19 protein-coding genes and 3 pseudogenes are annotated in these 24,084 nt (G+C 30.1%); 10 read left to right on the top strand and 12 right to left on the bottom strand.

Going from position 1 to position 24,084, the window contains the following annotated elements; genetic code table 11:
• Positions 1-83, top strand: a pseudogene (locus CD172_RS06150) (IS6 family transposase); the annotation flags it as partial.
• Positions 84-160: 77 nt separating this feature from the next.
• Here CD172_RS06150 and CD172_RS06145 read toward each other — a convergent pair.
• The 7 genes from CD172_RS06145 to CD172_RS06115 all read right to left on the bottom strand — a co-directional run bounded on the left by CD172_RS06145 (position 161) and on the right by CD172_RS06115 (position 7,189).
• Positions 161-1,693 (bottom strand): amidase family protein, encoded by a 1,533-nt coding sequence (locus CD172_RS06145; protein ID WP_103345788.1) that lies wholly within the window; start codon positions 1,691-1,693, stop codon positions 161-163.
• A gap of 37 nt (positions 1,694-1,730) precedes the next feature.
• On the bottom strand, positions 1,731-2,381 hold the full coding sequence (locus tag CD172_RS06140) for a CPBP family intramembrane glutamic endopeptidase (protein ID WP_103345787.1): 651 nt from the start codon (positions 2,379-2,381) through the stop codon (positions 1,731-1,733).
• 497 nt (positions 2,382-2,878) lie between these two features.
• Positions 2,879-3,040 carry a hypothetical protein gene (locus CD172_RS12720; RefSeq protein ID WP_167696937.1) on the bottom strand — a complete coding sequence of 54 codons (162 nt, stop codon included), beginning with the start codon at positions 3,038-3,040 and terminating at the stop codon, positions 2,879-2,881.
• A 730-nt stretch (positions 3,041-3,770) separates the two neighbouring features.
• Positions 3,771-4,109, bottom strand: a complete 339-nt coding sequence (locus CD172_RS06130) for a M20/M25/M40 family metallo-hydrolase (RefSeq protein ID WP_103345786.1) — start codon at positions 4,107-4,109, stop codon at positions 3,771-3,773.
• 176 nt (positions 4,110-4,285) lie between these two features.
• Complete coding sequence (locus CD172_RS06125) at positions 4,286-5,470, bottom strand: ABC transporter permease (RefSeq protein ID WP_103345785.1); 1,185 nt, start codon at positions 5,468-5,470, stop codon at positions 4,286-4,288.
• The gene (locus CD172_RS06120) at positions 5,463-6,149 is read right to left on the bottom strand and encodes an ABC transporter ATP-binding protein (protein WP_103345784.1); all 687 of its coding nucleotides are present in this window, start codon (positions 6,147-6,149) and stop codon (positions 5,463-5,465) included. Before CD172_RS06120 ends, CD172_RS06125 begins: the two co-directional genes overlap by 8 nt.
• Entirely contained in the window at positions 6,146-7,189 is a 1,044-nt protein-coding gene (locus CD172_RS06115; RefSeq protein ID WP_103345783.1) for an efflux RND transporter periplasmic adaptor subunit, read from the bottom strand. Before CD172_RS06115 ends, CD172_RS06120 begins: the two co-directional genes overlap by 4 nt.
• A gap of 190 nt (positions 7,190-7,379) precedes the next feature.
• On the opposite strand from CD172_RS06115, the gene guaC reads away from it, so the two are divergent.
• Positions 7,380-8,357, top strand: a complete 978-nt coding sequence (gene guaC, locus CD172_RS06110) for a GMP reductase (protein ID WP_103345782.1) — start codon at positions 7,380-7,382, stop codon at positions 8,355-8,357.
• A gap of 372 nt (positions 8,358-8,729) precedes the next feature.
• Positions 8,730-9,140, top strand: a complete 411-nt coding sequence (locus CD172_RS13120; protein WP_103345781.1) for a CPBP family intramembrane glutamic endopeptidase — start codon at positions 8,730-8,732, stop codon at positions 9,138-9,140.
• A gap of 799 nt (positions 9,141-9,939) precedes the next feature.
• On the opposite strand, the gene CD172_RS06100 is transcribed toward CD172_RS13120, so the two are convergent.
• Entirely contained in the window at positions 9,940-10,932 is a 993-nt protein-coding gene (locus tag CD172_RS06100; protein ID WP_103345780.1) for a replication initiator protein A, read from the bottom strand.
• A 415-nt stretch (positions 10,933-11,347) separates the two neighbouring features.
• On the opposite strand from CD172_RS06100, the gene CD172_RS06095 reads away from it, so the two are divergent.
• Positions 11,348-12,142, top strand: coding sequence for a ParA family protein (locus CD172_RS06095; protein WP_103345779.1), 795 nt, complete (start codon positions 11,348-11,350; stop codon positions 12,140-12,142).
• A gap of 5 nt (positions 12,143-12,147) precedes the next feature.
• Positions 12,148-12,348, top strand: a complete 201-nt coding sequence (locus CD172_RS06090; protein WP_103345778.1) for a ribbon-helix-helix domain-containing protein — start codon at positions 12,148-12,150, stop codon at positions 12,346-12,348.
• Between the two features lie 66 nt (positions 12,349-12,414).
• On the opposite strand, the pseudogene CD172_RS06085 reads toward CD172_RS06090, so the two are convergent.
• A pseudogene (locus CD172_RS06085) lies at positions 12,415-13,802 on the bottom strand (MFS transporter).
• Between the two features lie 1,262 nt (positions 13,803-15,064).
• Here CD172_RS06085 and CD172_RS06080 point away from each other — a divergent pair.
• Entirely contained in the window at positions 15,065-15,619 is a 555-nt protein-coding gene (locus CD172_RS06080) for an exotoxin beta-grasp domain-containing protein (protein WP_103345777.1), read from the top strand.
• A gap of 211 nt (positions 15,620-15,830) precedes the next feature.
• Here CD172_RS06080 and CD172_RS06075 read toward each other — a convergent pair whose 3' ends face one another.
• Positions 15,831-16,805 (bottom strand): coagulase domain-containing protein, encoded by a 975-nt coding sequence (locus tag CD172_RS06075; RefSeq protein ID WP_234022103.1) that lies wholly within the window; start codon positions 16,803-16,805, stop codon positions 15,831-15,833.
• A gap of 14 nt (positions 16,806-16,819) precedes the next feature.
• Positions 16,820-17,191, bottom strand: a complete 372-nt coding sequence (locus CD172_RS06070; RefSeq protein ID WP_103345775.1) for a hypothetical protein — start codon at positions 17,189-17,191, stop codon at positions 16,820-16,822.
• Between the two features lie 938 nt (positions 17,192-18,129).
• Here CD172_RS06070 and CD172_RS06065 point away from each other — a divergent pair.
• The 4 genes and pseudogenes from CD172_RS06065 to CD172_RS12955 form a co-directional block, all read left to right on the top strand.
• A complete protein-coding gene (locus tag CD172_RS06065; RefSeq protein ID WP_158694794.1) occupies positions 18,130-18,834 on the top strand; it encodes an exotoxin beta-grasp domain-containing protein in 705 nt (234 codons plus the stop codon).
• A gap of 17 nt (positions 18,835-18,851) precedes the next feature.
• On the top strand, positions 18,852-20,360 hold the full coding sequence (locus tag CD172_RS06060; protein ID WP_103345773.1) for a hypothetical protein: 1,509 nt from the start codon (positions 18,852-18,854) through the stop codon (positions 20,358-20,360).
• A gap of 602 nt (positions 20,361-20,962) precedes the next feature.
• On the top strand, positions 20,963-21,064 hold the full coding sequence (locus CD172_RS12595; RefSeq protein ID WP_107378681.1) for a type I toxin-antitoxin system Fst family toxin: 102 nt from the start codon (positions 20,963-20,965) through the stop codon (positions 21,062-21,064).
• Between the two features lie 1,079 nt (positions 21,065-22,143).
• Positions 22,144-22,290, top strand: a pseudogene (locus CD172_RS12955) (IS6 family transposase); the annotation flags it as partial.
• An 88-nt stretch (positions 22,291-22,378) separates the two neighbouring features.
• Here the strand turns inward: CD172_RS12955 and CD172_RS06045 are convergent.
• Positions 22,379-23,845 (bottom strand): esterase/lipase family protein, encoded by a 1,467-nt coding sequence (locus tag CD172_RS06045; protein ID WP_103345771.1) that lies wholly within the window; start codon positions 23,843-23,845, stop codon positions 22,379-22,381.
• Positions 23,846-24,084: the final 239 nt, after the last annotated feature.

Genomic DNA, 24,084 nt, shown 5'->3' with positions numbered 1-24,084 from the left:
GACTATATAAAAAGAACCGCAGATCTCTTCAGATCTACGGGTTTTCGCCATGCCGTGTAATTAGCATTATGCTAGCTAGTTAATACGAAGTATTATTTTAAACATAAGGTTAGACACTTATTTTTTAACTTTGCAACGGAACCAAACAGTAACAGCGATTTCATTTTTCTAAATTCGGCAGTTTACGTTTTGGTAAGTTCTGCTCTAGAGCATAAGCTGCTTTCAAAAGATTGTTATCCTCGTTTTTAAAACCGATCAGCGTTAAACTTTGTGGTTCTTCATTATCGTCTCTATTGTAAGGAATGGTAATAACAGGCGTTCCTGCTACTGATGGCAAAAGAATTTCATCAGCATTATAAGAAATTATAAAATCAAGATTATCCATTCGCTGATATTCTTTTAATCTATTTTGCGCTAATTTAATTTGTGATTCAACAAATTTATTGTCGCCATTTTTTGTTTTATTTGCCATTTCAATCAAATATTGTCCATACTTCATCCTTTTGTTTTTGTCTCTTTGATTATATTCAATAAGTTGACTCAAGGTTTTAAAAGGAAGTCTATTTTCCTCAGAAAAACGATTAACAGCAAACTTAAATTCATTGTTAATTATTTCAGCATTGTTTATATTTTCTTGATTAACTTCAACATCATAAGTACTAGCTCCTAGCTTATGAAGCAAAATTTTAATATTTTTAGCAGAATCATCATCAAGTTTTTTTGAAATACCTACTTTAGCAGATTGTAATGCATTTAATGGCAATTCATTCACTTTTATTTTTTTGTCTGAATCTATATTCATTAGATTATACATAACAATAGTATCCATTACATTTCTTGTTATAGGACCTATTGTGTCTAACGAAGGCGATAAAGGGAATACTCCCTGATTTGATACTCTTTCATGTGTGGGTTTAAATCCCACAACAGATTGAGCATAAGATGGTGAAATGATTGACCCAGTAGTTTCAGATCCTACTGATGCAACACCTATATTTGAAGTTATACTTACAGCACTACCTGAGCTCGATCCTAATGGCGAAATTTTCAATTTCCCGTAAGGATTTTGAGTTTGTCCACCTTTAGAACTGTATCCATCTGGCATTTTGAAACTCATAAAATTAGCAAGTTCAGATAAATTTGTCTTAGCTAAAATAATAGCATCACTATTCTTTAATTGTGACGTAACTTTTGCATCCCTATTCGGATAAAAGTTGCGTAATATATGAGTTCCTGCACTAGTAGGCATGTCTATAGTGTTAATATTATCTTTTAAAGTTACAGGCAATCCATATAAGGGCTTATGTTCTTCATTCGGTCTTTTGTCATATTCCTTCGCCAATTTAATTGCGTTAGGGTTAATTTCGAGAATTGAATTTAGCCCCTTTTCTTGTTGGTCTATATATTGAATTCTATCTAAATAAAAAGCAGTAATTTCTGTATAAGTTAATTGCCCCTGTTCTACAGATTTCTGTAATTCTTGTATGCTTTTTTCAAAGATCAGGTGTTTCTTGCTCCGAACGCTTTTTAAATCAATACCTTTTAATTGCTTATTAACATCATTATTTATTTTTTCTGTATTATACTGTGCGTATTTTAAAGGAGCTTGTTTAAAGAAGAAAAAATACACAGTGATTAATATACTTAAAATGATAATAACTATGAGCGTTGTAAATATAAATATTTTTTTCATACTATTCCTCTTTTTCGTATCGATATAATAGAAGTTATCAAAATAAATAAAATATAGATATAAAATTATTTAAAAAATGTATAGCAATGGTGATCTCTAATCTTCTTGTTTTTAAGTATATTAATGACAATATTATGCCGGAATAAATATACGGTAAAAACCCAATGATGTCATTTCCGTTATGCAAAAATACAAAGAATACTGTACTTACTAACATTCCAATAAATAAATGATTCCGAAAAATTATTCTTAATATGAATCCACGTGCTATTATTTCTTCAACAAATGATGGTATAATTGCGATACTTATTAACAATCCCCAAAATGGAATATCTTTATACATCGCCTGAACAATTTGAGTATTTAAGTTTTGTTGTGACACAAAATTCATATATATTAAATTAATAGAAAATAATACTAAAAAGCCACCAGTTGTATACATAAGTTCCTTTATAGAGAAAAGTTTAAAATTTAATAGTTTGATACTGGATCTCAAAGTAATACATATAGCTATAATTAATACCATTACTGATGCAACAACAAATAAAATATTCTTTATTACAAGGCTACTTAATGTAAAAGCGAATATAAATAAAATAAATAAAACTATCATTTTGGCGATACTTTTGAAATATGGTTCCTTATTAACCTTAAAATCCTCTTTAAATATGCTATTTAATGTTTGCAAAATTTAGTTAACCTCCTATATCTTTTTGTTTAAAAATTCAAATTTATTTATTAAAAGAAAACTGACACTTAATATATACATTCTACTTTATATTTTGTTTTATATCACAAAAATTAATATATTATTAATTACTATTTAAGATTATCAATCGCTAGTATGTCGAAATTTTATGTTACTGAAGTTAGAATCTAACAATACTTATAAATATTTTAGGATATGTTTTGGGAATGAATGATATTATCTTCGGTCTTTTAACTGTAATATTTTGTTTAGTTGAATTGTATAAGAGTTTAAAAAAGCCTGAAAAATTAAATATATATGGATTCTTGTTTTTTAGGATTGTGGTGTGTACTTTGAGTTTTATAATTATAGGAAATATATTTTAGACCTTGTCGAATGGTCGGCTTAATAGCTCACGCTATGCCGACATTCGTCTTCAAGTTTAGTTAAGGGTTCTTCTCATTGATCAATAAATTTTCTCGGCATAAATACGTTCTCTAATTATTACGGTTAGCATGCCAACTAACAAAAACATTACAAACAAAACCTACAAATCCACAAAATAACGCCGGTAAAAATGTTGTTTGTCCAATATAAAAAACAGCTAAAAATATCAAAATACCAACTACTATACTTATTATCCACTGATTCATTTTCATGACTTAAATCACTCCTTTTTAACAAATTTTATCACAAGTATTATCGCTTTACAGGTCTAATTTTCGTCGTTATAATCTATTTGAATACCGTAAGGGCGCACTTATACGTTCTGTCAGAACGCGTGTAAAAATCATAATCGACCTTCGTCGATTTTTTTATTTTAAATTCAAAGAAACGGCTTGAGATATTCCGAGCAGTTATAAAAATTAATTTGCGTTGAATATTGCTACTGCATTCTGGAAAAAGTGATGCAGATTTATAGCCAATAACTTTTTTGAATTCCATCGACGATACGGCGTCGAAAGAAAAATAAACAGACCGTACGAAAGAAAAAGCTATCCCAGATAAAATGGGGTAGCTTTTATTTTTTATGTCCTTATTTTGAATTTTAAAGGGTATTTTGAAGCCTTAGAAATTGTATGGTTTTATACCTAAAAGTTCATATATCCTCTTAAAACGCAAATATGAGCCAAATAAAAACACAAATCCATCGCTTTGAGTATGCTTAAAATATGTTGAAAACACTTGACTAATTGTAGGAAAGAATCGCTATGCCACGAAATTAGCATCATGTTAGCTAGTTAATACGAGGTGTTATTTTAAACATAAGGTTATATACTTATCTTTCTGACTTTGCAACAGAGCCAGATATTATTTCAAACAGGAGATTAAAAACTTATTTTTCAACTTTGTAATAGATCATCAAAATAATCTAATATAAACAATAGTTTATAAAGAAGTATACTTAGTCAATAAATCGATATAATAGTTGATAGTTTTCAAATATATTTCTTTGTTAACTCTTTCATCTACTGCTTGTGGACGTTCACCAGGTCCGAACATCAAAAAAGAGAAGTCCGCTCCTTTATCTCTTAAGAGGTTAGAGGCATCCGTTCCTCCTACAGTTGGCGCTTTGATAATATCATGATCAAAATGCTTATTTGCTAATTCGACACCTAAACAAACTAAATCATTATTACCATTTGTAAGAACTGGATCAAGGTCAAGATATATTTCTTGTTCTAAGTGAGCACCTTGTTCATTAAGAAAATCCAAATTCATATCCATCAATCATTTCACCTCTAATCATTAAGTTTTGATATATCCAATCTTTCATTTTTTAACCATTATTGAACTTATTACTATAAGTATTGTCAATAAAAAAAGAATAGTTCTCGCAATTATAACGCTGCGAGAACTATTCTTTCTTTTAACTTAATTTTACCAAATGTAATCATTCAATATCACTTTATTATATCTATTAAATCCTTCTTGGATGCTTTATGCGCTGGTATCCATCCAAATACTATACCTATTAAAGTTGAAATTCCTACCGCAAGTAAAACAGAACTAATAGTTACTGAACTACGGATATAATCAGGTGTTAGACCATCAACTATAGCGGCTATGCCTATTCCAATAAATAAGCCAATCACCCCTCCAATTAAACATAAAATAATACTTTCAATTAAAAATTGTAACTCTATATCCCGTCCTTTAGCTCCAAAAGAACGACGAATAGCTATTTCTTCAGTACGTTCGGCAACAGAAATATACATGACATTCATAACTCCTATGCCTGCTATAAAAAGTGAAATACCTGCAACAGCAGCTACAAAATAAGTAATACCATCAAACACCTTATTTATATTTTTAGTTAATGCCTCAACGTCTGTATATTGATATGTACCTTCACCAGCTGAAGAACCCCTCTTATTTAATTTATCAGCAACACTATTAGCGGTTTCTTTTTTATCCACAGAATCATCGAATTTTATTTCTAATTGTGGCGCCGCCGGTTTTAAGTATGGTAAATAGCGTTTAAGTGTTTTATTGGGTACTTCTACAAGGTTAGGTGTTAACAAGTCACTTTTAATACCATTAACTTTAAAACCTACACCATCAATGTAAATAGTTTTGTTAACTGCCTTACCTTTAAAGAGATTTTCCGCAACATCTGAACTAACAATAGCTACACGCTCCGAATTATCGTTATCATCAGTTGTAAAACCTTTTCCTTCGTCTATCTCTTTCGAAGATGATTTTCCTTTAACTGTAACATCTGTTTTTTTATCAACCGTTTTCGCAACACTGGTTAATCCGTTTTCTTGGTTCATTCTCACCGTCGCATCTTGTACTCCTTTGACTTGTTTAGCAATATCTAAATCTGATGAATTAAACGGTTTATAAACTTTTGATTGAGTGTTACTCGTTTGTTTTTCTGCAAACTCAATTCGTGCTGTGTTTTTTGAAGCACCAGCATCACTAAATTGTTGATTGGCTGTTTTTTTAAATCCGTTTCCTAATGACATAATCGTAATCACTGCTGCGATACCAATTATAATTCCTATCATTGTAAAAATATTACGTCGCTTATTTTTTAGGATTGAACGTAAAGCCATGTGAATAATGTTATTAAAGTTACTCATGAACGTTCACCTCTTCTTTTTGAATACGTCCATCTAATATGTGAATGACACGATCTGCTTGAGCAGCCACTTTTGGGTCATGGGTAACCATAATCATCGTCGTCTTTTGTTCTTTGTTTAACTTTAAAAACAAAGCCATAATATCTTGAGAAGTTTTTGAATCTAATGCGCCTGTCGGTTCATCTGCAATGATAAAATTCGGCTGATTAATTATAGCCCGCGCAATAGCGACACGCTGTTGTTGGCCTCCAGAAAGCTTATTTGGTACAAGTTGTTCTTTATCATATAGTCCTACTTCATGTAACATTGTTTTTACACGCTCTTTACGTGCTTTAGCGGATAAACCAGCATAAAGTAATGGAATGCTCACATTTTCTAAAATCGTATTGTTTTGAATCAATTTAAAATTTTGAAATACAAATCCAACCGTCCGGTTACGGATAGCAGCCAATTCATTATCTGAACGTTGTTGGTAGTTCTGACCATCGAACAAATAATCTCCTTCATACCCTCTATCGATGAACCCAAGTATATTGATGAGCGTACTTTTACCAGAACCAGAAGGCCCCATAATCGCCACAAACTCTCCTGAATCAATACGCAAGTGGATGTCTTTTAAAATGTGATTGGTTTCGTTGCCATTTTTAAAACTTCGGTTCACATTAATGAGTTCTATCATGAAGACACCTCAACTTTTTTCCCATCTCTCAAATCACTATCAGGATTTTTGATGAGTTTATCACCTTTCTTAAGACCTTTTTTCAAAATGAGTTCCCCATTATTTTCATCATATTTAATTTGTCGCTTATGGACCGTCCCATCTTTATCAACCACAAAAACGTGATCATCTTTCGTTAATACAGACAATGGCAGTTTAATAGTGTCGAGTGGAATTTCAGCTTCTACTGAAAAACCATTGCGCACATCAAAATCTAGGTCCCCTATCATCACAGTATATTTCGAAGAGGCATTGTCATCTGCACCATTTGGGTTGTGTTCCGTTGGATTTGAGGCCGTCATCGCTTGTCCCTCTCCAGATTCTGTTCCACTCATAGCTGTTTGTCCGCCCGCATGTTGGTCTTGATCATAACTTGTCGGAAGTTCAGAAATATTTTTAATTTTTCCTTTTCCTTTTTTACCTGTGCTCGTCACTGTGACATTCACATCGTCACCGACTGAAATTTTATTCAAGTCAAACTCCGTGACCGTCGTCTTAATTTGAGGTTCATCAGCAATTAGTTTTAAAATCGGCTCACCGTTACCTACATTAGTTTTTTTAATATCCGATGCAATACCATTGAAAGTCGCATATACACTATCATTCACTTGACTATCATATTGATTTAGTTGCTTCCACGCTTGATTAATCGCTCTTTGATCTCCTTTAGCTTCTGCTTGACGCACTTGTTGATATAACTCATTGCGTTTATTCGGATTAATATCATAGTTAATAAGAGGGGTTCCTTGCGTGACACGTTGCCCTTCACTCACTTGTACACTAATAAAATCGCCCAATTGAGCATTATTTTGATAGGTTTTAATAGATTCTGGCGAAACTTTCCCCATTACTTTAATCGGACTTTCAGTTTTCACTTGATATATATCATAAGCTACCTTGTCATGTTTGTTCATGCCCGTCACTGCTTTTGCGATAAATCCTGCAATAATTAATACGGCAATCCCTAGTATAGACAAGATAATAATTGATTTTTTCTTCAAAACTTTTACTCCCTTACTTTCAAATTTAAAATTTCTTAATTAAATATTATCATAGTCTAAGTATACCTATAGTTATTTTTAATCTATTTAAGTGAAGTTTAAGGTCTATAAATTTTTAAATTTATTTACAATTGTCTGATGTCCATGTAACATATAAAAGTTAAAATATATAAGAATGGGGTTTAGAAGAATGAAAATTTTTGATTACGAAGATGTTCAACTCATACCGAATAAAAGCATTGTGAAAAGTCGTTCCGAAATTGATGCATCTATTCAATTTGGCCCAAAACGTTTTAAATTACCAGTTGTTCCAGCCAATATGCAAACGGTAATGAATGAAACGTTAGCAGAGTGGTTCGCTGAAAATGATTACTTCTATATAATGCACCGTTTTGATGAAGCTGCACGTCTGCCTTTCGTTAAAAAAATGAAAGATAAAGGATTGTTTTCCTCCATTTCTGTAGGTGTAAAAGAAGGAGAATTCAAATTTATTGAATCACTTAAAGAAGCAGACCTTTCACCAGAATACATCACAATTGATATCGCGCATGGTCATTCAGATCAGGTTATTGAAATGATTCAGCATATTAAAAAATTATTACCTGCAGTATTTGTAATCGCAGGTAATGTTGGTACGCCAGAAGGTGTGCGTGAACTTGAAAATGCTGGTGCAGATGCAACCAAAGTGGGTATAGGCCCAGGGCGTGTATGTATTACGAAAATTAAAACAGGTTTTGGTACAGGCGGATGGCAACTTGCTGCAGTGAATCATTGTAGTAAAGCAGCACGCAAACCTATTATTGCCGATGGTGGTATTCGTACGCACGGTGATATCGCTAAATCTGTTCGTTTTGGTGCTTCGATGGTGATGATTGGCTCTTTATTTGCAGCTCATGATGAGTCTCCAGGTGAAACAGTAGAAGTTGATGGTAAAAAGTATAAAGAATATTTTGGAAGTGCATCAGAATATCAAAAAGGTGAACGTAAAAATGTGGAAGGCAAAAAGATGTTTGTAGAACATAAAGGTTCACTCAAAGATACCCTTACTGAGATGCAAGAGGACTTACAAAGTTCCATTTCATATGCTGGAGGCAAAGATCTTGGTGCACTTCGTAAAGTTGATTATGTTATTGTCAAAAATTCCATTTTCAATGGAGATAGAGATTAAAGTTAATCAATATTTAACATTTAACTAACATAGATTTTTAAAGTGAGAAAAATTAAACAGAAGGAGGTTAGTACTTATTATGTTGAAGAGATTAAAACAAGTAGCGTTTAGAACTTTAAGTGGTCTTAAAAAAAGATAAAACTATTTTCCTCCAAAAAAACAAAAAGTTCTCCAAGCACCTCGAAGGTATATTAGTTCAATAACTATATTTTTATTATTGATAGGTTTCTATATTATTAATACTGAAAATATACACATTCCAAGTATACTCGTCGGAACAGTTTTCTTTTCTTTAGCTCTTTATTTGATTAGAAGGAATCAATTGAAATTGTTTTCTTTAAAAAAATCAGGGTCAGTAATATCATATTTGCTATGATATTATGTTTTATATCCCTTAGTATTGACAACATTTTATACATGTTGAATGACTATCAAACAACCAATAATGATTCAGTTTTGCAACAATCTTTTTCAAAAAATCAAATTTTATGGATGACAATAACAGGACTTATTATTGGGCCCTTCATTGAAGAGTTATCTTACAGAGCTATAGGTTTAAAATATGTCTTTAGAAACTATGAAATTATAGGAATGATGATATTATCGTGTGTATTTGCATTTACACATTATCCAAATAGCACAATAGATTTTCTTATATATTTCCAATCATCTATTATCTATAGCATTATATACTTAAAGTCTAGAAGATTTGAATTAGTCTTAATCTTGCATATATTAAACAATTCATTTACCTTTATACCTATGTTAATAGAATCTTTTTAGTCTAAAAACAAATTATCAAAGGGGCACTTTAGCTTTTTATGGAGACATAGGTTGATGGCTACTCTATATTTAGTAAATAAGTATAAATGACTCCCCCTGCATTTTTTATCCGAGGCTTCAATGTGTTAGCAAATCAATGGTCCTCGTAACTCCACGTCAGAATGTCTTCTTTTTCATACCACCTTGATGAAGTATAAGTATATGGTTCTTAACTTGTGACGAGCATCTATCACTTCAAACTAATGTTTCAAGTTGAGAATCATTTGTTTTCATACTAGCGACAAAGGGATGCAACGTTATGAAAACACCCTTTTCATTTTCTATTGAATACTATTTAGGTAGATACATGCATACTTCTTCATTTTTAAATTATAAATGAAGAGTCGAAGAAAAAATAGAGTCAATATACATAAGATTTAAGAGTGTGTATTATAGATTTTTCATGAAAATTAACATATTGAAGGCTTAAATTATTGTTTAACTTTTATAGATGACATATGAATGATCATTAATAGCTACATTTCTAAATATAATGTTGGGTATGCATATTTTTTGTTTGAGATAAAAATTTTTGAATTCCCTTAGATTATTTTTTTAAATGGAAAGTAAAACTTAAAGATGCTATTATTTAAATCTTGCGTTTAGTGAATCATATTTTTACATGTGCAAGAATTAACTTCCACAACGTAATAAACAACTCGTATTGTAAAAAATATAATATTCAAATACATATAAGTTATCTTTAAATCTATAAACTTTATGCTAAATAATAGTTTTGTATATACCGTTTAAAGATACTCTAATTATAATTTCTTCTTTTGTTGATTAAGTGTTCTTTAAAAGCTTGGGCTTCTGCAGCTAAATTTTGATCATTTTCCTCTTTTAATTTATATTCTTCGGGATGAGTTATCCATCTAGGTGTTTTTTCCTTACTTTTGAGTGAATGTTTGATAGGTTTAATATTAAAACTTTTTGCTTGAGATAAGTTGTAAATATTATTATTAAACCAAATTTCTAAAATTTTAGTTAAATACTGCTTAGGGTTTTCACCTTTTTCAGATGCATAATTCACAGCATATTCTAAAAGCTCGTCACTCATGTTTTCACTCAGTTTATGTATTTTTTCAATAAATGCTTTTGTTGGATTTGAATAGAACTCATTTTTCAAAAGTGATTTTAAATAATTTTTCCTACAACTACTACCACTTTTTAAAGATTTTTTAGTAGTAGTATCATTAATATCAGTATCATTAATATCAGTATCATTAATATCAGTATCATTAGAGTGTCGTTTTGACACTTCTGGAAGTGTCGTTTTGACACTTCTGGAAGTGTCGTTTTGACATTTCTGGAAGTGTCGTTTTGACATTTCCGTGTTTTGACTACTTTCATTCGTATTATTGAGATCACCATCTATATTATTAATTATATAGATGTCCTCTTTAGTGACTATTGGTTTTTTCAGGTACAACATATTAGGCTTATTTAAGCCTAATCTTTTTTGTTCTAGCAATCCTGCATCTTCTAATTCGTTTTTTATCTTAATTACTTTTTTATTTCCACAGTTTAAAATTATTTCTAAGTGTTTTACTGTGTATATAAAATATATATTTCCTAATTCATCGACCCAATTGTTTTTAATTGATAGATCTACCCGATCACGTAAAATTCCATAAGCAATTTTTGTATCATTAGATAATTTTTTATATTTTTCATTAGTAAAAAAAATTTTTGGTATTTGATAAAAACGTTCTTTATAATTTTCTTGAACAGTGAAATAATTGTTTGACATAATATAAACCTCTTTCCTTAGTAGGTTAGAGATAATAAAAACGCTTTTATATTCTAAATAATGACTGACTCTTGAAATTTTACTGCTTATACTTTATACTATTAATTACTCAAAAATATAAACAACGCATCATTTAGAGCATATATGTTAGCGTTTATTACCCTAAGCGTTTAATCGTTGGCCCGATTAAACGCTTTTTAGTGTTACTAAAAGTTAACTTAATAGTAACAAAGTAATCAATAAGACACAATAAAAATTGTAACTTTCCTTAAGTAACATGTTACATGTAACAAATGTACGTGGACTGTTAAAGATAGAAAACAAAAAAGGTTGAAAAAGAGAAATTTGAATAGTAACATGTTACATGTAACAAATGTACGTGGACTGTTAAAGATAGAAAATAGGAGGTATGACTATGAATATAATTACAGTTGGTAATTTTAAGGGCGGTGTCGGTAAAACCACAGTAGCCACTTTACTTTCTTATATTGCATCTGAAAATTACGAAAAAAAAGTTCTTTTAATAGATTTTGACCCACAAGGTAATGCCACTCAAATTATAAAAAGAACTTACCCAGGTTTTGAGGAAGAGAAAATGTCTTTTATAGATATGCTAAAATATGGTGATATAGAAAAAAGTATTGTGAGACTAACATCTAATTTATCACTGTTACCTGCTGATTCTTCTTTAGCTAATCTATCTGATATCATTTCTAAAACTGATATTTTAAAAAAAAGGTATATTTTAAAAAATGTTATTGAGAAAATCAAAGAAATCGATAGATTCGATTATATATTTATCGATGTGCCTCCTACTATTAATTCGGATTTTACTAATAATGCTGTTTATGCCAGTGACTATATTTTAATGGTATTTCAGACACAACAATCAGCTTATGAAAGTAGTCTCTCATTTGTAAATTTTTTAAGAGATAGAAAAAAGGAGTCAGATTTAAAATTTGAGTTAGTTGGAGCTGTACCAGTGTTAATTAAAAAAAGTGGACGAGTAGATAAACAGATATTAGACATATCTAAAACAGCATTTTCTGAAGCACTTTTTGAAAACCAAATATATCAAAGGGAACGAATAAAGAAATTTGCAGTAGATGGAATTAAAAACAAGGATATGCATGATAAAAAAGTAATATATATGTTTAATAAGGTCTATGAGGAATTAGTCAATAGAATTAAACTAATTGAGAGTGAGTGAACTATATGGCAGGATTTTTAGATAATATAGATACATCTGAAGTAAAATATACTGAGAATTATAAACCAGTACCTAAAAGTACTACTATGAGAGTCGATACTGATATAAAAAAAAGACTAAATCAAATGGCTCTAGATCGAGATACTTCTATAAAATCAATAGTTGACGAGGTGCTAGAAGATTTTTTAGTTAAATATAACTACTAATTTATGTCTGTTTTAGTTAAAAATCCTAGTAATGAAAGGGATAATTCATTGCTAGGATTTTATTTATTATGTATTTCTTTGAGAATGATTATTTGGAACTGTAAATATTATTGCTATTAATGCGATAATTCCCATACCTACGTTTATCCATAATACAATCATACCCCCTTGGAATACGTCAGATAACATAACAGTCATGCCATAAATAGCACCGCTAAAGGCAATACCGAATGCACCACCTAATGATGAAGCCATTTTATAAATACCTGAAGCAACGCCAACTTTATCTGAAGGTGCATTTGAGATCGCTGTATCAGTTGAAGGTGTTGCATATATGCCTAATCCTAGACCAAAACATAAATAACCAATAATACAGGAAATTATATAGGTTGTTTCATGCAAAAAGGTTAATGAAATTAAACTTATGCCAATAACAACGGTTGAGGTGCCGAGTAACATTGGGATTTTAGCACCTAATTTTTGTAACAATTTTTCACCGATACGAATCATCAATAGAACCATTACTAGGTAAGTAATGGATAAATATCCTGCTTGAAGTGCTGTATACCCCAATCCTTGTTGAACAAAGGTGTTTGCGACAATAAGAGTACCTGCAACGCCGTTAAGCAAAAAGTTAGAAATTGTTGCACCTGTGTAAGGTTTATTCATAAATAACTTGAAATCAATTAATGGGTTCAGGGCTTTTTTTCGGTTTTAATAAGCAATATAAATGATGTGATTACAATTGTAATTAATCCATAAAAATAAAAGGATTTGAATCCCATTGTCGAACCTTTTGTAATGACGATATTCAAGCTTAATAACATTATTACTAAAATGATTAATCCTTTTATATCAAATCTAGAAATTACATTTGATCTTGATTTGGATTCGGGTGTACCTTTGATTAAAAGGTACGATGAAATCGCAACAATGATAGAAAAGATGAAAATCCATCGCCAACTTAATGTTGTGGCTATAGCACCACCGAATAGTGAGCAAATACCGCTACCACCCCATGAACCTATAGACCAATAACTTAAAGCACGTTGACGTTCTGCACCTTCAAAATAGGCTTTCATTAAAGCAAGTGTTGAAGGCATGATACAAGCAGCTGAAAAGCCTTGAACAATTCTACCTATAATTAGTAGTAATGGCAAATTTGAAATGATAATTAAAATAGATCCAATGATACTTAGTAATAAACCAATATTTGTCATTTTTACGCGACCTATTTTATCAGCTAATCCACCAGCTCCAACGACAAACATTCCAGAGAAGAGTGCGGTTAGTGATATTGCGATACTAATTGTACCAACATCTGTGTCAAAACTTTTTTGTAAAGGTGAAACAACGTTAACTAATGATTGTGCAAACAACCAAAACGTAATTACACTAAGTACAACTCCTAAAATTAATTTGTTATTTCTTTGATATGGTTTTGTGTTATTCATACAGGTAATCTCATTTAGGATAATATAATAGGAAGATATTGGGGGGATCATTTTTTGATGCTAAAACTATGTAAATAAATTTCGACGTACTTATACATAGTAAGTAAAAACAGCAATAAGGTGTAAGGTACATAATACACTGTTAAACCTAATTCAGATTTTTAATGTTGTAGCGATATATTTTGTGAATTCTCGTTCATTGTATAGTGCGGTATAATCGTCTTGATTTTTGAATTTACAAGTGATAACCTACAATGCCTCTAAACCATGCATACCTCCTTCAACTGCAATATGATTTTTTATAACATTGGAATGACCTTTGTCGTCTAATGATCTAATTATAACTACATCTGTTTTAATAGGATTAAGACGTCTAGACGATAATTTATTATTAACAATATGAGAAGAGGTCGTGTACCATCTACTAAGTATTTTCAACTTGAAGAAAGTGTAATATGTTTAGACATAACTAGGATGATATCATAATTTATTGAATGGTATTGTACTCATTACATGTACGTCTAAAGTACCATTTTATTTATACAATAGTTTATTCAGCTATTTGATAAAAACAATGATTTTACCATAGAAATGATCTTTCAATTTAGTTAATATTTCCGAAGTTATTAACATATAAGCGGTATGTGAGTTATGATTGCGCGTAAGCCTACTACCATTAATCTTAGATGTAAAAGACGTTCTTGTATTTGTTTCGGTTGCAAGGGCATAAAATTCCACGCGCATGACTAATATTTTACCGCTATAGTCAGACTAGTAATATTGATATCGAGCTTTGTAATGCTATTTCTATTATTACCTTTTTGTTTAAAAAAGAGAATATATTGAGTCACGACATATAGTATAAGTCAAGTTAGGAAAATAAAAATAGACTGTCATTATATTCCAGGGTATAACGACAGTCTATTTTTAGGTAATATCTTCTAGTGAAGAAATTGTCTTTTCTAATTGAAACTTAAAACTTATATACAAGCGATATTAATAACATACAAGATCTTTATTATTAAATCTAGTCAAAGATCTAATACTTTAGATTTATCTCACCTGTAAAGTAATATTTATGCCTTTGTTTTTGCATATAATTTCATGGATTTAATTTTTAATAGAATTTCCAGGATTAAGGTTTAATTAAGATATTTTAATCTTCTATCTCTTTTTTTAAAAATTTTTAGTTATATAATAAAAATACATCATGATGTAAGGTTAAAAAACTTAAATTCAACTTAGAATGGAGATTGATTATTATGTCTTTCGGTTTATTAACAAAATTCGCTATGACAGGAGTTATTTTAATTAGCTCTACAAGTACATCAGCTTTAGGTAATGTTTTGGGTATAGCTCATGAAGCTAAGGCTAATGTGCAAGCAGTGCAACTACAAAATGAAGCAGCAGCAGTTAAAAAGTTATTTGATAGATATAGCAAATCACAAATAGGAAATAGACAAGGGAACTTAAAATATTGGGCATATTCTGAGGCGCCTTTGAAATCAAATGAAGTACGTTTACACTTTAAAGGTACTTATCATTATAAAGGTAAAACATTTACACCTAGGCGTAATATCACGTTAAATAAAGGACTTATTACGCTTAAAGAACTAGATCATATTGTAAGGTTTGCGCATATTTCTTATGGTTTGTACATAGGTGATAAGCTTCCAAAAGGAGATATTGTCATAAACACCAAATCTGGTGATAGATATACTCTTGAAACACATAAAGAATTACAAAGTCATAGAGAAAACGTGAAAATTAATACTGAAGATCTTGGTGATATCACTTTTGATATTATAGAACAATAATTTTAAAATATTGAATTTATTTCGTTGTAAAGTTACAGGAAACATAGTTGGTTATTAATATGATACTTTGGGGCTTCCTTAGTTGATGAATATAGGATTAAGATGGTAGCATAATAAGTAGCCGTAAATTTTGAAATTTACGGCTGTTTTTATTTTAAACGAAAAATTAGACAGTTATCTTATAACTGTGAAAACAAGAGTTTATTGTAATTTACGGTCTAGGTCCATATTGAACTGAGCCATTGCTATATTCAGTAATATTATTATTTTTACTAATTATATTGCTGTTAAACTGAGGTCTAGGCCCGTATTGAACTGAGCCATTGCTATATTCAGTAATATTATTATTTTTACTAATTATATTGCTGTTAAACTGAGGTCTAGGCCCGTATTGAACTGAGCCATTACTATATGCAGCAGTGTTATATTCTTTGTTAACTATGTCACCGTTAAACTGTTTTTTGTCCTCATATTCAACTGTATAATTAATGTTTTTTTCGCTATTACTTAAACCACTAACTTGTTGAAGTTCTTGATTAGCCTTTCTTTTAAGCCGTTGCTTATCCTTTTTTTTAGGCTCTTCATCATAATCAAGATTTGCAACTAACTTCTTATTTTTAGAATTAATTTTTTCTATAGCATTTTTTCTCATTGCTTCATATTCATCATCATACTTTTTCTTAAATCCTTCTACTTTAATAGAATTAACTTCTTTTTCTTTAATTTGAGAAGGTTTTTTTGTCGAATAATTTTTAGATTTTTCAACTTCATTTAATAATTTATTTATGTTTTTTCGATTATTATTTTCATCTGCTGTTAAAGGTTCTATATTCTCTGGACGCACTTTATTGATATCTGTGAAAAATTCATTGATTATATGATCTAAATCTTCTACCATTGCATTTAGAATTCTTATATTTTTAGGTTCTCTTAGCTTTCTATCCTCTTTTTCAAAACCAACTATAAGATCTAATTTATTATAAAGTGTGTTTACTTCAAAGTTATATTTATCATAAAAAGCTTGACCAATGAGTAATATTTTATTTTCTAATGTATTTATTCTTTTATTTGCCTCGTACTGTTGAAAACTATTAAACTCTTTTAGGTCTAGATGCTTTTCTGCAACTTGTTTTAATTTATTTTCAAAATTAACTTTGTTTTCTTTTAAATTGTTATATACTGAAATATATCTTTCATAAGTTAATCCGAATACACCTTTAGGTATTTTTTTGTTTTTTTCTTTAGTGAATTTATTTCTTTTTGTTCTAAATTAAATTTATTTACTGCTTCAATTTCTGCTAATACTTTATTAGTATATTCTTTATATAAATTTTCATACTCTTTTTCATCATAACCGATATTTTTTTTGGCTTGTAAGCCATGTAACAATTCTCCTAAACTATCTCTGTATGATTTAGCATACCTTTCATCAGATATTTTGCCTTTTAAATTTAGAGAAGATGATTGATATTGATTTTTTTCTCCTGTTACGATTGCATTTGCCTCTTTATACGTTAAAAGTTGAGTAGCGCATAATACGGTTAATGATAGACAAATTAGTTTTTTATTCATCCATAAAACTCTCCTATTCTTATAAATTCCCGCCACGATTTAAAAGTATAATGAGGAATACACAATAAAGAAATTAAAGAATTGTTAAAATTACATTAAAGGGAATTTAATTATGTACTTAGTCTGAATGACAACAGTTTCTAATTTTATGTCTATTATTTAAACGTCTATGTTTCAATAATGTCAAAATTAATAATGAAGATACCGGAGATGTCACTTTTAAAATTAGAGAATAATGATTTTGTTGTATTAAATTGTTCAGAAGACTATGTCTAGAATGATGTCAATAAGGACAGATGAAAACACATGTTGTGGGTTGTCACTTAGATTCAGGCGTTGTGTTTTGGAAAGTCATCACTAATAATAGCGATAAATCTCCTGTAGACTTTTGATTCAATTAACCAATGGTAGAGACAGAGACAATGCCAATATCGTTATCTGCGCCAAAATCAACAGTGATGGTAAATGTCACTTATAATAGGTAACAAGTATGCTTTAGGAAACGCAAACATACTTCTACTTATATAAAGCATTACCGGATACAGTCTATAAAGACATGTGCAAATAAACGGTATATCATTTAAGTGTGATGCATTTGGGGGATTTTTTGCTGCTTCCACAGTCCACATCTACTACAATCGTAATTTCTCAAAAGATTAAAAATACACCTAAATTTCATGTCATTAACACATCATTTTGCAAACATGACCATAGTAGACACCCGATAAAAACGTTGATATGGAGCTCTTTTGTCCTTTAATAGTAATTACGCACTAAAGAGGCCATATTTATAATATAATTAATAAACGTTAAATTTAACTTAAGAAATATTTAATTTTAACCTTTAACATACAAGTCTATAATAAATTTGATTGTTAGTATTACGTAATCACCGATAATCAATTACTTTAGGAAAATAGATAAAAGGAGCAATGACAATGAAATTATCTACAGTTGCTAAAACAAGTTTAGCATTAGGGGTTTTAACAGCAGGAATTGTAACAACAAAAGCTCAGTCAGTAGATGCAGCAGAGGAACAAGTAGCTCAAAATAAAATTAGTACTGAAGAATTAAAATCGTATTATAGTAAAATACCTTTTGAGTTAAGGAATGTCAAAGGTGATAGAGAAGGCAATATTATAAAAATTATTGATAGAGGACAAGTAACCAATGTTAAATTAGTTGGTAAAGATAAAGACAATTTGAAACTAAATAACATTTCTAATATAGATGTTTTTGTAGTTAAAGAAAATAACTCTAAATTCTCTGAAACTGAGACGATTGGAGGGATTTCAGAGTCTTCAAAAACAAATTATAAAGACTGGTCTGTTAATCCAACAATTTCACTTAAAAGTACTAACGGAAGTGCTATTTTCCAAAGACCAGTTGGGAATTTACCTATATTGAAAGACAAGGTTACATTAAAAGAATTAGACTTTAGATTGAGAAATGAGTTAATTAAAAACCATGATTTATACACTAATGGTAATAATGGTGGGGTTATTACAGTTCATATGAAGGACAAAAATATTGAAGATAACTATTATTCATTCGTTTTAGACAACAAGTTACAAGAACATCGTATGGGGAATGTAATTGATGCAACTCAAATCGATCGTATCGATGTTGAATATAAAGAATAAAATTTAGGAGTTTGTGAATGAGAGAGAAATTCAAATTACGTAAAAACAAAGTCGTTTTGGTTTCTGCTGCCATCGCTTCGATGTATATTACTATGCAAGGACAGGCGGAAGCGTCTGAAAATGTTGCTGAAGACTCCCAATCAACAAGTATTCAAAAGGTTGAGAAAGAACAAGCTGAATCTAGAAGTCAACTTATGAATGAAACACGAACAAACGCAGTTGTTCAACATACTAAAGCGATAGGGAGAAAGAAAACAGATGCAAAAGAGAACTACGTTAAATTAGATAAAGTGACGGCTGGTGATACAACAATCACAGGAAAAACTTTACCCAATCAAACCGTTTCATTAACAATTGATGACAAAAGTTTAGGTTCAGTTGAAGACGAAGACAGTGGATTTATTAAATCAGATGAGTCAGGGTCATTTAAATTTAATTTGAATGATAGAAAAATTGTATTTAATCAAAAAATTGATGTGAGTTCATCAAATTTTGATATTGAATCTGAAGAAGATTCAGAAGAATCTATGCTAGAAGAAGGTGCAGAGGCTATGGAAACGACAACAACATGTCGTTATGATAAAGCCTATGCGATTCCTACGAAACAATTAGAAAAACAAAATGGTCATCACCAAGTACTCGTAGAACCGATCCTTAAGGATTCTGGTATTATTAAAGGCCACACATCTGTGAAAGGTCGTGTGGCTCTTGCTATTAATAATAAGTTTATTAATTTAGGTTATGATGATTTTGATAAAAACACATCATTATCTCGGGCAAAAGCACGTAACGAAGGTGTTTGGAAATTCATTGATGATAAAGGATATTTTGAATTTGATTTCAAACGTAAACCTTTTGAAAATTATCAAATTAACAAAGGTGACTTAATCTCGATTACATTCAAACCAGATGATGAGGAAGAAGCGCTCATTCCTTTAATTTTCAATCTTAAATCAAGTGACTTTGCAAATGTATCTACTGCTACAACATCGTATTCTCCTAATGATGTGTCAAAAGTGGTTATCTTAGACAATGGTACAGCTGATTTAGAAGTTGAAGATATTTATGGTTTTGTTTATGAAAATGATCGTGGTATAGATAAACCTGTCGACAGAAGTCAGGGTACAAGAGAAATCAAAGGTAAAACAAAATTTGCAAATTCAGTGATTAATATTACTTCAAGTCTAGGAGAAGGTAACGAATTTCCTGATTTACAGGTGAATGAAAAAGGTGAATTTTCATTTAATGCTTTTGAAGTCGGATTTCGTTTAAATAATGGTGAGGAGTTAAATTTTGTAGTGGTAGATCCAGTAAGTGGAGAACTTTTAAGCAACAATTTTATTGTTAAAAAAATAAATGTATATGAAACCCCTGAACAAAAAGCAGACAGGGAGTTTGAAGAAAAGCTTGAACAAACTCCAGCATATTACACACTAGTAGGAGATAATATCACGGGGTATAACCTTAATGGTGACGTAATTACTTGGTTCAATGCATTAGAAAAGGGGAAATCTAATAAATTTTAAGGATAAGTTTATATGGTTGCAAGATCGGAAAATAGGTTCTAGACTTTAAAGGAAAGCACCACAAAAATTTTTGTGGTGCGTCATTATATAAATGTAAACCATGTTCTATACGTATGGTTTAGGAGCTTCTGTTGAAAAGTTAGGTTTATATTATATTTGCAATATCTGTAACTTTGGTTTTGATAAATGTTTTATCAATATGTCATTTAGATTTTTATTTTAATTCTTCCTAATGTGATATAGCATAGGAGGCTTATTCTTGAAATCATCAATCTAATAGATGTTAATTGATGAACTATGAATATCATTCCTCTTAATATTTCAAATATATCATGATAGATACCTAAACATAGTTCTTAAAAATAGCTACAGTAATAACATTCTAATTAAAGTGTTTATATCTTGAATAGTACGTGAAGAATACTATTTTTGTTGAAAATATAATATAGATACAACTTGACAACAGAATCTATAAAGATAATGTTATTAACATATATAGGATTATCCCAAGTACATATGCTTTAAAAGGTAGAGATGGTATAATAATGAAGTCGCCTATCTCTCAGGCCTCAATAAAGGCGTAGAGAGGAGGTGCATATTAGATGGTCGAAGTTCTTGTTCACATCACGACCACAGTCATCAGTGGTTGCATTATTACGTTATTTACGCAATGGCTACGTACACGTAATAATAAGAAAAAATAGGCGATATTAGCCATCACCTAAAAATCCCCTCACTACTCGCAATAGTGAGGGGATTGGTGCATATAATGCACGAAGTTCTTGTTAACTAAATTATAACACTATACTACGAAGAAATGCAAAAGACTAGTGTAAATATCCTAGAACGCTCTCTTAATTTATAGTTAGTTAAAATTTATTTTTCAATCGTAATGCGTATAATGCTAAAAACAAACTAAGTATTCCCGAAATAGAAAAAATATTAAAAAAATATATTATTAATGCTAAGAAGAATTCCCGCGAGTAAAAATCCTACTGTACTTTGAACAGTGCTATTTAAAAAAACGAAAAATCTCTTTAATTTTATCAGGAATGTTTTTCTGGAAATATACTATTGAAGGTATGTTTGTATATTGAACTCCAATTCCTAGCAATAACCTAAATATCATAAATACAACTAATATCATGAGATTATTAAATGTGAAAACAAAGGTAAATGTAATTAACAATATAGAAAGAAACATAATCAATAGACCATGTACATTTTTCTCCCAAACACTACTTTTTAATTTAATCATAGGACAAATTATAGCAATTAGGACCATGCCCAAAGGAGTAGCTATTTGCATAATACCTAAGTTAGACGCGATCATCTGCAAATACTGAGTAAAACTTGAAGGTATACCAACATTTAAGAAGGATAACTGAAAATTTATGAAACCACCTAATAATACTAGAAAAAGAATATCTTTATGAGACCATAAATAATTAGTAGAGGATTGAAATCCTTTATGTAAACATATATCACTTATACTAGAGCGATCATCTGAATTGTTTTTTGGATAATTTATAAAAAGAGCAGTAAGCAATGCAAGTATTTCAGTACATAAAAATATTATCAAAAAACTTTTTAATGGGATTAGAGAGTAGATTGTACCTGCTATCATAGGAGATACTATAGCAATAATTTTTTTCTATCGCACTTCTATTAGATACTGTATTTTCAATTAAACTTTCTCCTACTAAAGGTATAAGATTTGTATCAAACACAAGTGTTACAGTTAAATCCGCAGTGGTCAATATAGTTAAAATTAAATAAGTAGAAAATAAGTTATCAAAGTATTAATACGGCAAATAATACGATCAAAGGCATTGAATGTATTTATGGACTATATAAAAAGAACCGCAGATCTCTTCAGATCTACGGGTTTTCGCCATGCCGTGTAATTAGCATCATGCTAGCTAGTTAATACGAAGTATTATTTTAAACATAAGGTTAGATACTTATCTTTCTAACTTTGCAACAGAACCGTAAATGTTCAGGTGTGAAAACGATAATTAGTTATGCCTTTTTGACTTTGCAACAGAAACTGTTTGTTGTACTCTTTCTACATCGGATAAGTAATTAAACAATTCCTCATAAAGATGTTTTACCATTGATGGTGTAACATTTTTATCTCTTTTCCCCCAACCAATCAAATCTAAATGATCCCAATTTTTCAATGTAGGCATGACATTCCAAACACCTAGATTTGGATTTTGATGAAACGTTGTTTCTCTAAAAGGCTTGTTATATGGAAAAAGTCCACTCGCTAAAGAAATAGGTCCATCACTTTTTTGCCAACTTTCTGGAGCTTTACTGCCATTGAAATCAGCTAATGGTTTCAGTGGTGTAAACATATATTTATTTGAACTTTGATTACCAAATATGTTTCTGTGACTATCTAAGCCTGTTATCGAAATGTAAGCCATATTTTTGTTCATTGTGAATTTATCATTAAGTTCCTTTGCTCCTTTCAAGTTGCTATCATACCAAGGAAAGTCATCTGTTTTCCAGATTTGTTTCTTTTTAATTCTATTTAAATATTCTAAAAGTGATTCGTTCTTTCTCTGCTTAAGCCCCCAGTGTTCAAAACCAAAGTCTACATTAGTAAATTTATTACTTGCTAATGCTATCGCATTAATTGCTTTTTCTTGTAAAAAAGGAGTTTTCGAAATTTTCTCAGATATTAGAGATCCATTATGTGGCCCAGCAACAGTTGTCAAAGATGAAACCATATCATTATTTCCCCCTTTTAAAATTGGAGAAATATTTCCACCATGCTGCTCGTGATATTTTATTTCTTCTCTATCTCCATTTTTTAAAAGTTCTTCTAATAATTGTATAGTAGGCCCACCATAGCTATGTCCAACTAAATGAATTTTTTTACCAGGCTTCCAATTTTTATAAATTCCTGGGTAGGTGTTACCATATCTTTCAAATCCATACTTTTTAGACCTATAAGCACCGTAGTCCACTTTTCCACCTTTAATGTAATAATATAATTCTATTGCTCTATCTTTTGCACTAGAATAAGGACTTACTCTTGCTTCCTTAACAGAATATCCTTCTTGTGATAATACTTTATCTAAATCAATTTTGACTCCTCCCCAATAAGAAGGAAGAATCAACGGTTTGCTTTCATCTGAAAAACCAGAAAATCCATGCACTAATATTATTGGGTATTTATTTTTTTTTACTATCCCTTCATTTCCTTTAGGAATAGTTGGATTTGAATCCCTATTTGTTTCGTATTTTTGTGCTATTTTGTTTAAGTCTTTATTATTTAATACTTTTTCTATTTCATTAGATTCCTCCAATTGGTCCGACGCAGTTAGTTCCTTATTTACTTTTGGGGACGTGTTTTCATTTAGTGTAGATATTGTGTTTTCTCTTGCATAAATTCCTTTAACATCATAAATAGGAGATAATATTAATGATATGATTACCAAACAAAATAAAGATAATAATATTTTTTTATCCATATGCAAAACCCCTTATTTTAAATTTAATTTTCCACTTTAATATTAGCTTTTTCCGAAAAAATTTTGTTCAATATTGCACAAGTGTCGAAATATTACTCCTATCTGCCTTCATTTTTAAAAGTATATTTTCAAAAATATAATAAATTTATGTATTCAAATACTTAAAAATGCATTTAACTACAAATACTTTTTAAGTAATACATTCCTTTTATTTAGTATATTCTTAGACATACTAAAAC

The organism is Staphylococcus agnetis, from assembly GCF_002901865.1.
Classification (GTDB): domain Bacteria; phylum Bacillota; class Bacilli; order Staphylococcales; family Staphylococcaceae; genus Staphylococcus; species Staphylococcus agnetis.
This window is presented reverse-complemented; position numbering and strand designations above follow the sequence as displayed.